This window comes from Paenibacillus agricola (genome assembly GCF_011440305.1).
GTDB classification, from domain to species: domain Bacteria; phylum Bacillota; class Bacilli; order Paenibacillales; family NBRC-103111; genus Paenibacillus_S; species Paenibacillus_S agricola.
Window position 1 is genome coordinate 594,763 of the sequence record NZ_JAAOIW010000001.1, and the last position, 14,287, is coordinate 609,049.

Consider the following 14,287-nt stretch of genomic DNA (forward strand, 5'->3'; position numbering starts at 1 on the left):
CCTCTAAAGTACCATATTGGGGTATGAACTTACAATATGTCTAGCCCTTTTAAGCCACTTTTACGGCCGGGTTGTGCGATCTCTTGGCTTGGTCAAGCTCATCCGTGTCTTTGTAGCCAAAAATGGACGCCTGAGTATAATCTCTCTTAGTGCTTTGAGATTAAAGGGAATAAACGGCCATAAATAAGGTGCATTGTAGGAGCGCTGCAAAGCCAAATAGATGACCCAGAACGTAGCAACGACTACGAAGCCCGGAACCTTAAAGGATGCAGCAGCGATTAGGAACAGCAAACGGGTTAAGCGATTAGCCAGACCCAGCTCATAGCTCGGTGTCGCAAAGGTGCCAACGGCGGCAACGGCAAGGTATAAAATAACCTCGTTGACGAATAGCCCCGTCTTCACAGCCACGTCTCCGATAAGGACAGCGGCCACCAAGCCCATCGCAGTTGTAAGCGGTGCAGGCGTATGCACAGCGGCCAGACGCATTAAATCTATGCCTACCTCAGCAATCAGGAATTGGACAATTAGAGGCAGGTTAGCGGTTTCCTGTGGACCGATAAATTCCAGGCCTAACGGCTTTAGTTCAGGGTTGCTTACGAGCAGAAACCAGATCGGCAATAAAAACAACGAAGCGGCAACCCCTAGGAAACGCACCCACCGCAAATAGGTGCCTGCCATGGGTGTCTGCCTATATTCCTCCGCATGCTGGATATGATGAAAAAAGGTCGCAGGCAAAATAATTACACTTGGCGATGTATCCACAAACAACGCAACATGCCCCTCCAATAAATGGACAGCTACCACATCCGGCCGTTCGGAATAACGAACCATCGGATACGGGTTCCAGCTTTTGCCGATGATCGCTTCCTCCAACTGCTTCTCCGCCAAGGGAAGCCCTTCAACTTCGATTTGGCTAATTTTGTCGCGGAGCGACTCCACTAACATCGGATCGCAAATATCGTCGATGTAGGCTAAGCAAACATCGGTATGCGTCCTGCGTCCGACTCGCAGCATTTCCAGCTTCAGCCGCGGATCGCGAATCCGACGGCGGACAAGTGTGACATTCGTCAGCAACGTCTCCACAAAGCCGTCGCGCGCACCACGCACCACGCGTTCCAGATCCGGCTCCTCCGTCGAACGGACGGGAAATGTCTTGGCATCCACAACGATAGCCGATGAAGAGCCCTCGAAGAAAAATCCGGTAGCTCCCATCGATACCTCGTCGATCACTTCACTAAGCTTGTCCGTTTGCTTTACCTGGATATGCGGGATCAACGCATCCATAAATAGCTGCACGGTCTCCTCACCTTCGGCGTGGCGAATTTCATGATGCACAGGTACGTCTGTTATGGCTCCATCCTCACCTGCCTCGCTGATGTGCCCAGCTGTGGACAACCGATTCAGCACCAGTGTCAGTACTTCGTCCTTGGCGAAGCCATTGTAGTAAAAAATCCCAATTTTTTTGCCGCCAAATACCATCTCGCGAAATACAACATCGAAGCTTTTATTCAGGCCTACCTGCTCTTCCAATAGCTTTTTTAAAGCCACAAATGTGGTCTGGATATCGTCCAATGAGCTAAGATTGCCTTCCTCATCGATACGTAGCTTGGTTTCTTCACTATTTTCCTGTTGTTCCTGTTGTTCCTGTTGATCCTGTTGATCAGGCTGTTCCTTCTCCTCATCATGCCCTACCTGCGATTTCGTGCGGATCATTTCTTTATTCATGATAGTCCTACCTCACTTCTGTTGGTTATCCAATAATATGCAGCCAATCCATCAAAGAGCCAATAATTTTGCCAAATACCATGGCCATCAGCAACCAAACCATATAAGAAGCCATCCCAACCCGCTTCGCCAGAATAGGCAGCACGTTCATGATCTCCGTTAATGCCCCAGCCAGCATGCCGATAAAGATTCCTGCTAACAAGCCAAAAAACACAGCCAAAAGCGGGTGGAACGAATACGACCATTCAAAAAAATCGGAAAGCGTAAAAAATAACGAGCCAACGACAACCGACCACTCATACCAGCGGATTAAACGATACGAACGAGTAATTTGGGCTAGCCTGGGAATGATGTCCAAAGCAACGAGAAAAGCAACCATGCCACTTCCCACCGCAATACCACCTGCTAAGCCTATAATGATTTGAGCTGGAATTTGCCACCATAAACTCATTGCGTATCCTCCGTTTCTTGAATTTTACAATACTCCTCTGTAATCACGTAATAATTAACATTTTCCTGGTACATAAACATTTCAAGCTCAAGCGGGCTTGGCTCTTCACTAAATTTCTTTTTAAATAGATGGTTGAAAAATATAATCATCCCCAGCCCAATACCAAACGAATACGGAATTTGCAGCAGCAGTGGATATTGCACCCACTCCCCGGTTATCAGCTTATAAATATGTTGATGCACTACACTCATACTTACATCAGCATGAAAATTCATAATAGCAAGCCCTGACCCGATAAAAAGCAGCAGCCATACGAAAGCTACCCATACCAGACTTGTCCGCTTGCGTTTGTCCATAATTTCGATCAGGCAATGAGGTTCACCAAAATGCTCAATTTGCATAAAAGGGTAGCGCTTTTTCACTTTACTTACAATGAGCATCATATCCACCAGCAGCATATTGCCTTCTTGCACCTGGGGATGATGCAGCAGCAGCATTTGCAATGCAGGCTCGTATTCCGTGTCTACCAGCATTTGCGCGACTTGCCCAAGAACAACGGGGTCGCCTCGGCGGATCGTCAATCTTTTGCGTAAACGGATATATAAGGTGGGACCGGATCCTGTTACCATACCCAATCACTTCCCTTGTGTATTTATCCATAGTATGAAAAAAAAACGGCTCTCCTAATCATTGAAGCTTTTGGCAATCATTCACTTTGTCCTAGCGCACGTTCGCTCGTGTATAAGATTGTGCTTATTATCAAAGAGTAAAGACAAGACAACCATTATTATTGATGAGAGGGTGTTTGAATTATGGGTAAGGTAGCATTAACACTCGTTATTATTGGCGCTTTGAACTGGCTATTAGTCGGCTTGTTTGAATGGGATCTCGTTACCGCGATCCTAGGAGGGGATGTGCATCGAGAGTCCTCTGGAATTAGCCGGGTTATCTATACACTTGTAGGCCTGTCAGGGCTATATTGCTTAAAATACCTGTTTACGGATGAAACAAGAAGGGCCAAGTAACGCCAAAGAACCAACCGGTCGCATGGACGGGTTGGTTCTTTTTTATTGCGCAATTTGATCCTTGATGGACTGCAATATTTTTTTCTCGAGACGCGACACTTGGACCTGCGAAATGCCTAACCGGCTGGCTACCTCCGATTGGGTCTGGTCGCGGTAATACCGTAGATAGACGATCAGCCGCTCCCGCTCACTGAGTGTTCCGATCGCTTCATTGAGGGCAAGCTTTTCAAACCATTTATCCTGCCCCTCGTCAGCAATCTGGTCCATCAAAGTTATCGGATCACCGTCGTTCTCAAATACCGTCTCATGGATGGAGGAGAGCGGTTTATTCGCCTCTTGGGCAAACACCACTTCCTCCGGCGTGATCTGCAGCTCCTCCGCAACTTCCTTGATCGTCGGCAGCCGCCCATGGTTTTTGGACAATTCATCCTTTGTCTTGCGGATTTTATTCGCCAGTTCCTTCAAGGAGCGGCTAACCTTAAGCGTGCCGTCATCTCTGAGAAAACGCTGGATTTCACCGATAATCATAGGTACTGCATACGTTGAAAATTTTACATCGTAAGACAAATCGAACTTATCCACTGATTTCAACAATCCGATGCAACCAATCTGGAATAAATCATCAGCCTCATAGCCACGGTTCAAAAATCGCTGGACAACCGACCAAACGAGTCGAATATTGCAATTAACCAGTGTTTCCCTGGCGAGGTTATCTCCGGATTGGCTCATTGCAATTAAGCGTTTGACTTCACTATCATCCAAATATCGGTGGGAGGCATGCTTCAAATCGACATCCATAATAGATCAGACCCCTAATTGAACAAAGCTTTTTTAGATTCAATCCGCTTTTTCATTTTGATTTTTGTACCGATTCCGATGGCCGTCGTCACTTCGATCTCATCCATAAAGTTTTCCATAATCGTAAAGCCCATTCCCGAACGTTCCAATTCCGGCTTTGTAGTATACAAAGGCTGCTTGGCCTGCTCCAAATCCTCGATGCCTTCACCTTGATCTTCTATCCTTAAAAAAATCGTCTCATCCTCAATCTCCACTTCAATCGTGACCACATAATCCGGGCGGTTGTTGTAGCCATGAATAATCGCATTGGTAACCGCCTCGGATACGACGGTTTTCAAATCATTGAGCTCCTCCATGGTAGGATCGAGCTGGGAGACGAATGCCGCTACCGCCACTCGGGCAAAGGATTCATTCTCAGAGCGGCTGGCGAATTGCAGGAGCATAAAATTCCGTTCATTCATGAGACGGCCTCCAGACTGCCAAGCGCCTGTTTTTCGTCAGCCTGAATGGACACAATTTTAAATAACCCTGACATCTCCAGCAGCCGATACACAGCCGGGTTCACATCACAGACAATGATCTGGCCATTCCTCGCCTTAACCTGCTTATAACGCCCCAGTATCACACCCAGACCGGAGCTGTCCATAAAGGACAAGCCCTTTAAACACAAAATCATATGGTTGGATTTGCTCTTCTGCAAAGCTTCTTCCATCCGCAGCTTGACGGGTTCAGCCGTATGGTGGTCCAATTCACCCTCCAACCGGACAATAAGCGCCTTGCGGTGATGCTCTATTTCAATATGCAGACTCAAGCTGCTCACTCCTTCCCTTTCATGCACACCAATTCTACACGGGAATTCCCTTTTCCTGCCACCCGACAAAACTAGAAGAAATGTGCTAGAAAGCGAAGAAATACGACATTTTAAGCAAGGTAATCAGCAAATAACTGAGCCTTATTTTACTCTAAAAAAAACAGATGCCTTACTGTACGCTTGGTCAGTAGCCACCAGCCTGCCTTTTTCACTTCAATCGAAGACTCCAGTGGAAATTCAGCAATCATCTGCTCACCTTTATAGACGACAATTTTGCCAATGGGCTGACCCACAGTAATCGGCGCTTTCAGATCGGGTAGCAATTGCACCTCATGACGGATGCCTTCTCCAGCCTCACCCTTTTTCAGCAAAAGGCTATAGGAGTGCTTGGCGTTAAAGGGAATTACTTCGATATCCCCTTTACTGACCTTAAATTCACCTATCGGGTCGCCTGTTTGATAAATCGGAACATTCGAATATTGTGAAAATGCATAATCGAACAAGCTGCTTACTTCTGCATTGCGTGTTTTTGTATTGGGTTCACCCATCACGACCGTAATAATTCGAAAGTTATCACGCTTGGCCGTGGCTGCCAGGCAAAATTTCGCTTCATTCGTATAACCGGTCTTCAACCCATCGGCACCGCTATAGAAGCGAACCAGCTTGTTCGTATTGACCAGCCAAAACGGCTTTGCCGTATCTTTGCGCAAATAATCCTGGTACATCCCAGTAAATTGTGTAATTTCTTCATGCTTTAGCAGCTCACGCGACATCTCCGCAATATCATAAGCCGAGGAATAATGATTGTCCGCCGGTAGGCCATTGCAGTTAACAAAATGGGTGTTTTTCAAGCCTAGCTGCCCTGCGCGGGTGTTCATCATTTGGACAAAGGCTTGCTCAGAACCAGCCAATTTCTCGGCCATCGCTACAGAAGCATCATTGCCCGAAGCCATCGCTATGCCCTTGAGCATATCATTTACGGTCATTTCTTCACCTGTCTCCAGAAAAATCTGCGAGCCGCCCATAGAAGCTGCATACTCACTAGTACGAACCTTCTCGTCCATTTTGATTTTCCCTTGATCCAATGCTTCCATCACCAGCAGCATCGTCATAATTTTGGTGATACTGGCAGGAGGCAGCTTGGCGTCTTTATTTTTCTCAAAAATAATCGTGCCTGTATCCACATCAATCGTAACGGCTGAAGAGGCATTGGGCGCCAAATCAACGGATGGGCTTAAGGGCGTAGACTGCTTTTCTTCGGCAAAAGCCGCTGGCAAGCTAAAAGCCATTAGCAGATGAATGCATATAATCAGCTTCATTGTTTTGATAAACATCCCTATTTATCCCTCCAACATATAGTTATAGTTCTGCTATTCAGTGTTGACGAATAAAGCAAGAAATATTCCAGACGTTGGAAAAAGACCCACAACATAAGAAGGGGCCTCTCACAATGTTTCATTACAGTTCCATTACAGTTACAGCTTAGTAATACCCTGCTTGGTTACGATCGCATAGATAAGTGTCGGCTTCGCTACCTCGCCTTGCACAAAAGTAAACGCAGAACGTGTCCGCTGTGTTATATCCTCCGTGAACATGGGCTCGTTATTGTTCATATGAAGCTCCGCAATTGTTTCGCCTGCCTGTGCGGTATCGCCAACCTTTTTCCTCAGCACGATGCCTACGGCAAGATCGATAGGATCGTCCTTGGTGGCCCTGCCAGCGCCGAGCAGCATTGCGGTCACGCCAAGCGCTTCTGCATCAATCTGCGAAACCGTTCCCTCTTCTTCGGCTAACACGGGTACTTGGTACGCAGCCGTGGCCAGCAGCTCGGGATGCTCTGTTATCCCCGCATCGCCGCCCTGTGCACCTATTAGCTGCTTCAGCTTGGCAAGGGCTGATCCATCGTGTAGCAGCTCGCTGACGATTGCCCTGGCTTGCTCGTAGCTTGCGGCTTTGCCACCAAGCTGCACCATATGAGCGCCCAGCACAAGGCAAAGCTCGGTCAAATCGGCAGGTCCCTTACCCTGCAGCGTCTCAATCGCTTCGCGGACTTCGAGCGCATTGCCGATGGCTTCGCCTAACGGCTCCTCCATATTCGTAATCACAGCGATGGTCTCCCGGCCGACCTGCTCGCCAATCTCTACCATCGCCTGTGCCAGCTTAATCGAATCGTCCAGCGATTTCATAAAAGCACCGTTGCCGGTTTTAACGTCCAGAACAATCGCATCAGCACCTGAAGCAAGCTTCTTGCTCATGATTGAGCTTGCAATAAGCGGAATCGATTCTACCGTTGCTGTCACATCGCGCAGCCCATACAGCTTCTTATCGGCCGGGGTCATATTGCCTGATTGGCCAATAACGGCGACCCCGATCTCCTGAACCTGCCGCAAAAACTGCTGCTTCGTTAATTCCACCTGAAAGCCTTCGATGGACTCCAGCTTATCAATCGTTCCACCCGTATGCCCCAGCCCGCGTCCAGACATCTTGGCAACGGGCACGCCTGCTGCGGCAACCAGCGGAGCCAGAATCAGTGTCGTCGTGTCGCCTACACCGCCCGTGCTATGCTTGTCTACCTTGATGCCTGGAATAGAGCTTAAGTCCGCTTGGTCACCTGAGCGTGCCATTGCCATGGTCAGATCCGCTGTTTCTTTGGCAGTCATGCCGTTGAAATAAACGGCCATCGCCCAAGCAGAAAGCTGATAGTCAGGAATTGCCCCCGACGTATAGCCCTCAATGATAAAATCAATCTCTTCTGTTGTCAGAGGCTGCGCATCGCGTTTTTTTTGAATAATATCTACGGTTCTCATGGTTCATTCCCCCGCCTCATTTATTGTGAATAGATAACTAAATTTTATCACAATTAGTGGAAGGACTCCTAACTTCACTACAGAAAAAAACCTTCAGCTCCATAATGGAATTGAAGGTTCCTTCAAAAAAACAATTCTCTATTCAGTAAAAGCCTGGCTAACATCAACCGTATATATATGGCGTTGACCCTCATGAATCGAATCCAGCGAGATTACAGTGCCTGCACGGTTCCACTTCGGATGCAAATCACAGCGAAAATCTTCTTTAATATGAGGATAGGAATACAAGGATGCCAAGGTTACACCTTTGCGGTGTACCAAATCATATAAGTATAAATGGCGGTAGCTATCAACCGGGTAGCTGTCATACAGCAGAATGGTACGGTCTGGCGAGTAGCTGCAGTGCCCATCTCTAACAAAAAATTGCTCGTCCAATATACTGACTTCATGCGTTTTATCCTTCAACACATACAATTGGATACCAGCAGACGAGCCTTCCGCTCCTTTGGAATAAATAACAAGCTGCTCGGGATCGCGCCAATGATAATGGGAGGCATGGTTATAATCTGATAAAAGAAACATGTCACTGCCGTCATAATTAGCGGTCAATATAGCCGATTTCCAGCTATCGCCTCCTACAGGAAAGTTTCTAACTAGACAAACAAAACGTGTGCCATCCGTATTAAAATTAATATGATTAATCATTATTTTCTGATCAACGCCGGCAAAGGAGCTTTTCGTAAAATCCCAAATTTGCTGTAAAGACAAAATTAATCGGCTTGCCCCCGTTGCCAAATCAATCAGGAAGATACCGTCTTCTTCGGGATGCGGCTCGTCCTTGAATGGATCTGGCGCTCCTGCATAGCCGTACCCTGGGCGGAAGTCAAACATTCGGCTAAAGTTAACGCTAAGGGCATATTTGCCTGTCGGATCGACATTCACTACAGGTAGCTCCAGCATCCGCTGCTGCTTGGTATGGACATTCATCACAACCCCCCGAATACCTTCATCCGTGTGTTGGTTGAAAATAATTTCATCGTTAGGATGCAAGGGATGCCATTGCAGCATCGAGCCCTGCTGGAAATTCCATGCCTTGGTTTCGGCAAGCGGAATGGTTTGTTTCGTATGGGTATCAATCATGCCGACTTCGGCTATATCGTCAGCTTCCTGCATGCGGTCCATAAACTTTACCTTTTGGTACAAATGGTAGCGATCGTCACCGCTCCAGGCAGGATTGTCATAATATCCATAAAAATAATGCCCTTCACCCTCTGTTAATCTCTCTATTTCCACAGCTTTGTTTTTAATTCTCTCTAACTCCATCATACAAGCCTCCATTTCCTAATATGCCTGACTGTGTCGACATAACCCCAAGCTTCATTTATTCTTTTAAAGCGCCAATCAATACGCCCTTTACAAAAAAACGCTGTACGAAAGGGAATACTAGCAATAGTGGTGCTATCGCTGCGACCATAATGGCAAATTTCAGCGTCAAAGCGACTAACACACGTTGGTCACTGACATCCCCCATCATCTCTGTATTTTGATCAAGAATCAGCATCTCTCTCAGAAAAACTTGAAGTGGGTAAAGATCACGCTGGCGAAGATAAATAAGTGCGTTAAAATAAGCGTTCCAATGCCCGGAGCCGTAAAATAGAGCAATAACAGCAATAATCGGCTTTGATAACGGTAAAGCAATTTTAGTGAAAAATGTAAACTCTGTAGCACCGTCTACCTCAGCTGCATCACGCAATTCCTGTGGGATATTCATCTCCAGAAACGATTTGGTGATTAGCAAATTCCATGTGGTTACAGCGCCCGATACGATCAATACCCAGCGTGTGTCCAGTAGCCCTAAGGATTTGACAATCAAATAGGTGGGAATCATTCCTCCGTTAAAAAATAAAGTAATAACAATCATAAACATAATGACTCGTTTACCTGCTAGCTCCTGCCTGGATAAAGCGTAAGCTGCCAATAAGGTGACGATTACGTTTAATGTCGTCCCGGCTACGGTATAAATAATGCTATTGTAATAGCCCAACCAAATTGTTGAGGTAGAAAGCAATAGCTTGTAGGCTTCCAGCGTAAAGCCGATTGGAAGGAACAGCATGGGATGCTCAATAACTTGAGCCGGATCGCTAAAGGATGCCGATACGATATAAACAAAAGGATATACAAATAATAGTGCCGTTAAAGCAAGGGCCACATAGATCGCCAGGTCAACCCCGCTTATCTTGGGCGATGTTTGATTCATTGCTCCCACCCGCTTTCAATAAGTTCGGTTACCATAGCGAATATCCGCTGAGCTTGCGGGCCACTCGGTTACAGACAATAATAAAGACGAAGGTCAGGAACGAATTAAATAATCCTACCGATGCGGCAAAGCTATATTGCTGCTGCTCTAGCCCAGACCGGTATACATAGGTGCTCAAGACATCTGCTGTCTCGTACGTGGTAGAATTATAAAGCAAGTACACCTTCTCGAAGCCCACATCCATAACCCGCCCTAAATCCAACAGCAGGATCGTAATAATGGTTGGTTTAATACCCGGTAAGGAAATATGCCATACCTTTTGCCAGCGGCTAGCTCCATCCATCTCGGCCGCTTCATATAAGCTTGGGCTGATTCCAGTTAACGATGCAAAATAAATAATCGAGCTCCAGCCCACGGTTTGCCATACGCCTGAGGACACATAAAGCGTTCGAAACCACCCAGACTCACGCAAAAAGTCGATCCGAGTGCCTCCAAAAAACTCGATCAGGCCATTAATAAAACCTGTCGATGGCGAGGTGAAATTCACGATTAATCCTGCCACCACCACTGTGGAAATAAAATGCGGCAAGTAGCTGATCGATTGGATCAGATTACGGAATTTGGGATGCTTCACCTCATGCAGCAGCAATGCAAACACAATCGGAATCGTAAACCCAAATAAAATACTGTAAAAACCGATTAATAACGTGTTACGAATTAAACGATAAAAATAAATCGAATTGAAAAAGGCCTCGAAATGCTTAAAGCCTACCCAAGGGCTGCTCGACATGCCGCGAAAAGGATTATAATCCTGAAAAGCGATCAACGTTCCATACATCGGGGCATAATGGAATAACAAATAATAAATGGCCGCTGGTGCGAGGAATACATATAAAACTAAATTCCGTTTTACCTTGTTACGCATCCACATGTTATTTTTTCGTGCTATTGCGGAATTTTCCAAGTTCTATGCACCTCCCAGGATTGCAGGCAAGTACAGGAAGGAAACATTCCTTCCTGTTCATAGCCCGGCTTGATCCTCTTGTCTTTCCTTGATTGCTTACATTATTTAATGGAAGCTGTGTAACGTCCGTACGCCTTGCTATACAGCTCACCTAGCTTGTCAGAGCCGATCTTTTTAAGCCCTTGTTGAAAAGCGTCATATTCGGTGAACGGCTTTTTGCCGCGAATAAAAGCATTCATGTTTTCATCAACATACGTATTAATATCTCTTTGCAGCGTCTGCACTTCATTCAACTCTTCTTGCGTAAAGTGCAGCGCAGGAACCTTTTTCTTGCCAGCATGCTGAACAGCCAATGCATTGCCTTTTTTGCCTTCATCACTTAACGTTGCCAGGTAATGCTCAGCAATTTGCGAGGATGGCCAACCGCTAACATATCCAACATAAGTATTCAAGTAACCGAGAATATCGAGTTTTGGATCTGTAGTCACCTTATCCGTGTAGACAGGGTTGCCATCCTTAATGGTATAAGTGTCGCCTTCTAAGCCGAAGTACAGCAGCATGGCGCCTTCTTTGGAATAGAAGTAGTCCATCATCTTCGTAAGCTCAACCGCATTTTTAGTCGTGCTGGCGATGGAAACGCCACGACCTGGATCAATTTCATTATGCTTGCCAAAAATATTGCGTTCGCCTGTCGGCCCTTTAGGTGCTGCCACTGCAATAAAGCCTGGCTTTTTATTGGCGCCTTCCAGCATTTTGTTGAACTTGGTCAAATAGCCCGCGTTTGATCCATAAATAAAACCGGATACCTCCTGCAAAATTCTGCCTTCGCGAACATCCGCTTTCATTTTTTCATATTCCGGATCCAATAAGCCTTCAGCGTAAAGCTTGTTCAGGTATTGCAAAGCATCCTTATAGCGCGGATCTGTAGGACCATATTTGATTTTGCTATCCTCGATGAAGAAATCGTCCGTGCTGTTGGGTCCTCTGCTGCCTACCCCAAAAGCACCAATGATTGGATTCGGGTTATCCGTAAACGGGATTTCATCCGCTTTGCCATTTCCGTTCGGGTCTTTTTCTTTAAACGCCTTTAGAACCTGGTACAATTCCTCCGTCGTATCCGGCGCCTTCATGCCTACTTTTTCTAACCAATCCCCTCGGATCATATAACCTGCAAATGCTTGCGTACGAGGGTCGAGAAGTAGTCTTGGAAAAAAATAAATATGGCCATCAGGAGAAGTAATTTGTCCTTTTACCGCTGGTGTTGTATCCAAAATTTTCTGAAGATTGGGCGCATGCTGCTTGATTAAGTCCTCAAGCGGCTGAAGCGCTCCTTGGCGGCCGTACTGGTCAGCTAATAAGGGGTCAATATGCCCTAGGAGATCCGGAATTTTTCCAGAAGCCATAATCAATCCCAATTGCTGTTTAAAATCATCTGCACCTGGCGCAGCGGTGGTTTCCCATTTTACGGTGATGTTCGTTTTTTTCGTCATTTCTTTCCATACAATTTGATCGGCATAGCTGGTAACTCCATTGGAACCGGTTGCAGGAATAAAATCCGTCCAACCCGTAACCGTTATAGGTTTATCCGAAATTTTCCCCCCTGCTTGAGGCGCAGCTGTTTGATCCGCTGGCTTCGCTGGTGCAGCAGGAGCCGCTGTATTAGAATCGGTGCACCCCGCTAATACTGTTGTAGTTGTGAATAGTAATGTGACGATCAACGTAGCAAACTTTTTGGTAGACATAATCGTTCCTCCTTATTTTTTTAGTAAGCGCATACTCAATACTCGTAAAGATAGCGTTTACATTATAGAATTGAATCATCTTTCCTTTCTATTAAAATCCTGCTTTCACCTTTGACCTCAAAAAATGTTGTATAATCTCGCCAATGTCATCATATCTTGGCATGTCTTAATACCTTGATTATAAGGCATGTAAAGCCCTAGCTCCATTGACATTCAAACCAACTTTTTGTATATTTCGTTCATATTCTTTCTTTAGCACTGGAGGTCAGTTGGCGAATATGGAAAAAGATGAAAGTTTTTTAATCTTCGATATTTCTGAGCCTTATGAAGAAGTTAATTTCTATCGAAGACGTGAAGATTGGAATATGGCAGAACACCATCACCCTTATTTTCAAATTATTTATGTCATTGAAGGGGTGCTTTTATTTAAAGTAGATGGTGAAGAGTATGTCCTAAAAAGAGGTCACATTTGCATTACGCCACCTTTTCAGCCTCATTCCTTGCGAACAGAGACCGGATACTACCAGCTAGGCATCAACCTACAAATCAACAAGGACGCTAAAGGGATTATTGGGCTGATGGACGTTTATATGCCGGATTTTATCGTTATTGACTATAGCCATTTGCTTGATGTACTGCCTGCCTTTGAGAAGGACTGCCGGGAGCTTACCAAGCTTTCCAAAATTAAAATAGCCAACGTCCTAGATGGTGTGATGGTAGCTTGTATGGAAAACGCCGTAAATGGCACTGATATCGATTTTAAAAACAAGCTGCTAACGTTTCTCAATAAAAATTTGGATCAAAAAATTACCCTAAGTGATGTTTCAAAAGAATTAGCCATCAGCCAATCCCATCTCGAAAGACTCGTGAAAAGAGAATTCGGCAGTGGCGTCATTGAGTTATACAACCAGTTAAGAATTAACAAAGCATGCTCACTATTGAGTAATTCCAATTATAGTATCGAAAATATATCTGACTATCTCGGCTTCTATGATACGTCCCATTTCTCCCATTTCTTCAAGCAAAAAATTAAAATGAGCCCCACCCAATACCGCAAGCATAAAAACTGGGCCAAATAAGGCAAAAAACCTTATTTATCTCGAAACCACAAAAAACCTCCAGCCCACCTTATGGTGGATTTGGAGGTTTTTGTATACATTCGGTAAAAGATGAACTAAAAATACACTAGAGTCGTTAAACTAATTAAGTTACAATCAATACCGATTTCATATTGGCATGACCCGTTCCGCAAGGCAAGACGCAATGAATTTCATATGTGCCTGGTTTATCAAAGGTTACTTCAGCCGACTTGGTTGCACCGTCCAATTTCACGTCTAGACCAACAATCTCTAATGCATGTAGCCCTTCTTTATTTAACAAGGATACAGTGACCTTTTCACCGGACTTCACTGTATATTCAGCTTGGTCAAATTGAAAGTTTGATGCAATAAATTTTAGTTGGGGACCTGCATGTGCTTGCGAAGCATTTTCAGCTTGGCGACCTGAAATATCTTGGAACAACACACCTACGCCTAATAAAAAGGCTACGATTATAAAACTAAACATGATCCACTTTGACATTGTAAATCCTCCTATGCATTTTTCGCAGGCAACGCTATTGCGAACTGGAATCCTATTTAACATTGTACCTAATGAACTGCATTTTACCTATTGCCTTTTGGATGGTTCCGGTGAAAAGTTTGTGAC

15 protein-coding genes are annotated in these 14,287 nt (G+C 45.3%); 2 read left to right on the plus strand and 13 right to left on the minus strand.

Going from position 1 to position 14,287, the window contains the following annotated elements; all coding sequences use genetic code 11:
* Nucleotides 1-60: 60 nt before the first annotated feature.
* Genes G9U52_RS02900 through G9U52_RS02910 form a run of 3 tightly spaced genes read right to left on the minus strand, consistent with a single transcriptional unit; the run spans nucleotide 61 to nucleotide 2,805 of the window.
* Entirely contained in the window at nucleotides 61-1,725 is a 1,665-nt protein-coding gene (locus tag G9U52_RS02900) for a spore germination protein (RefSeq protein ID WP_166145848.1), read from the minus strand.
* A 25-nt stretch (nucleotides 1,726-1,750) separates the two neighbouring features.
* Nucleotides 1,751-2,176 carry a stage V sporulation protein AB gene (locus G9U52_RS02905; RefSeq protein WP_166145851.1) on the minus strand — a complete coding sequence of 142 codons (426 nt, stop codon included), beginning with the start codon at nucleotides 2,174-2,176 and terminating at the stop codon, nucleotides 1,751-1,753.
* Nucleotides 2,173-2,805: a stage V sporulation protein AA gene (locus tag G9U52_RS02910; protein WP_166145854.1), complete on the minus strand. Its 633-nt coding sequence runs from the start codon at nucleotides 2,803-2,805 to the stop codon at nucleotides 2,173-2,175. Before G9U52_RS02910 ends, G9U52_RS02905 begins: the two co-directional genes overlap by 4 nt.
* Before the next feature lie 183 nt (nucleotides 2,806-2,988).
* On the opposite strand from G9U52_RS02910, the gene G9U52_RS02915 reads away from it, so the two are divergent.
* Nucleotides 2,989-3,201 carry a DUF378 domain-containing protein gene (locus G9U52_RS02915; RefSeq protein ID WP_166145858.1) on the plus strand — a complete coding sequence of 71 codons (213 nt, stop codon included), beginning with the start codon at nucleotides 2,989-2,991 and terminating at the stop codon, nucleotides 3,199-3,201.
* A 42-nt stretch (nucleotides 3,202-3,243) separates the two neighbouring features.
* Here G9U52_RS02915 and sigF read toward each other — a convergent pair whose 3' ends face one another.
* The 9 genes from sigF to G9U52_RS02960 form a co-directional block, all read right to left on the minus strand.
* Nucleotides 3,244-3,999, minus strand: coding sequence for an RNA polymerase sporulation sigma factor SigF (sigF, locus tag G9U52_RS02920; protein ID WP_166145861.1), 756 nt, complete (start codon nucleotides 3,997-3,999; stop codon nucleotides 3,244-3,246).
* A gap of 14 nt (nucleotides 4,000-4,013) precedes the next feature.
* Entirely contained in the window at nucleotides 4,014-4,460 is a 447-nt protein-coding gene (spoIIAB, locus tag G9U52_RS02925; protein WP_166145864.1) for an anti-sigma F factor, read from the minus strand.
* Complete coding sequence (gene spoIIAA / locus G9U52_RS02930) at nucleotides 4,457-4,810, minus strand: anti-sigma F factor antagonist (RefSeq protein WP_166145867.1); 354 nt, start codon at nucleotides 4,808-4,810, stop codon at nucleotides 4,457-4,459. Before spoIIAA ends, spoIIAB begins: the two co-directional genes overlap by 4 nt.
* Before the next feature lie 146 nt (nucleotides 4,811-4,956).
* The gene (locus G9U52_RS02935; RefSeq protein ID WP_166145870.1) at nucleotides 4,957-6,144 is read right to left on the minus strand and encodes a D-alanyl-D-alanine carboxypeptidase family protein; all 1,188 of its coding nucleotides are present in this window, start codon (nucleotides 6,142-6,144) and stop codon (nucleotides 4,957-4,959) included.
* 141 nt (nucleotides 6,145-6,285) lie between these two features.
* The gene (locus G9U52_RS02940) at nucleotides 6,286-7,617 is read right to left on the minus strand and encodes a pyrimidine-nucleoside phosphorylase (protein WP_166145873.1); all 1,332 of its coding nucleotides are present in this window, start codon (nucleotides 7,615-7,617) and stop codon (nucleotides 6,286-6,288) included.
* A gap of 138 nt (nucleotides 7,618-7,755) precedes the next feature.
* Nucleotides 7,756-8,943 carry a hypothetical protein gene (locus tag G9U52_RS02945; RefSeq protein ID WP_166145876.1) on the minus strand — a complete coding sequence of 396 codons (1,188 nt, stop codon included), beginning with the start codon at nucleotides 8,941-8,943 and terminating at the stop codon, nucleotides 7,756-7,758.
* Between the two features lie 55 nt (nucleotides 8,944-8,998).
* Nucleotides 8,999-9,874 carry a carbohydrate ABC transporter permease gene (locus G9U52_RS02950; protein WP_166145879.1) on the minus strand — a complete coding sequence of 292 codons (876 nt, stop codon included), beginning with the start codon at nucleotides 9,872-9,874 and terminating at the stop codon, nucleotides 8,999-9,001.
* 28 nt (nucleotides 9,875-9,902) lie between these two features.
* Nucleotides 9,903-10,838: an ABC transporter permease gene (locus G9U52_RS02955; RefSeq protein ID WP_243767090.1), complete on the minus strand. Its 936-nt coding sequence runs from the start codon at nucleotides 10,836-10,838 to the stop codon at nucleotides 9,903-9,905.
* Between the two features lie 101 nt (nucleotides 10,839-10,939).
* Complete coding sequence (locus G9U52_RS02960; RefSeq protein ID WP_166145882.1) at nucleotides 10,940-12,580, minus strand: type 2 periplasmic-binding domain-containing protein; 1,641 nt, start codon at nucleotides 12,578-12,580, stop codon at nucleotides 10,940-10,942.
* Nucleotides 12,581-12,858: 278 nt separating this feature from the next.
* On the opposite strand from G9U52_RS02960, the gene G9U52_RS02965 reads away from it, so the two are divergent.
* Nucleotides 12,859-13,659, plus strand: a complete 801-nt coding sequence (locus G9U52_RS02965) for a helix-turn-helix domain-containing protein (protein ID WP_166145885.1) — start codon at nucleotides 12,859-12,861, stop codon at nucleotides 13,657-13,659.
* A gap of 124 nt (nucleotides 13,660-13,783) precedes the next feature.
* Here the strand turns inward: G9U52_RS02965 and G9U52_RS02970 are convergent, their stop codons facing one another.
* Nucleotides 13,784-14,161 carry a cupredoxin domain-containing protein gene (locus G9U52_RS02970; protein ID WP_166145888.1) on the minus strand — a complete coding sequence of 126 codons (378 nt, stop codon included), beginning with the start codon at nucleotides 14,159-14,161 and terminating at the stop codon, nucleotides 13,784-13,786.
* Between the last annotated feature and the right edge of the window lie 126 nt (nucleotides 14,162-14,287).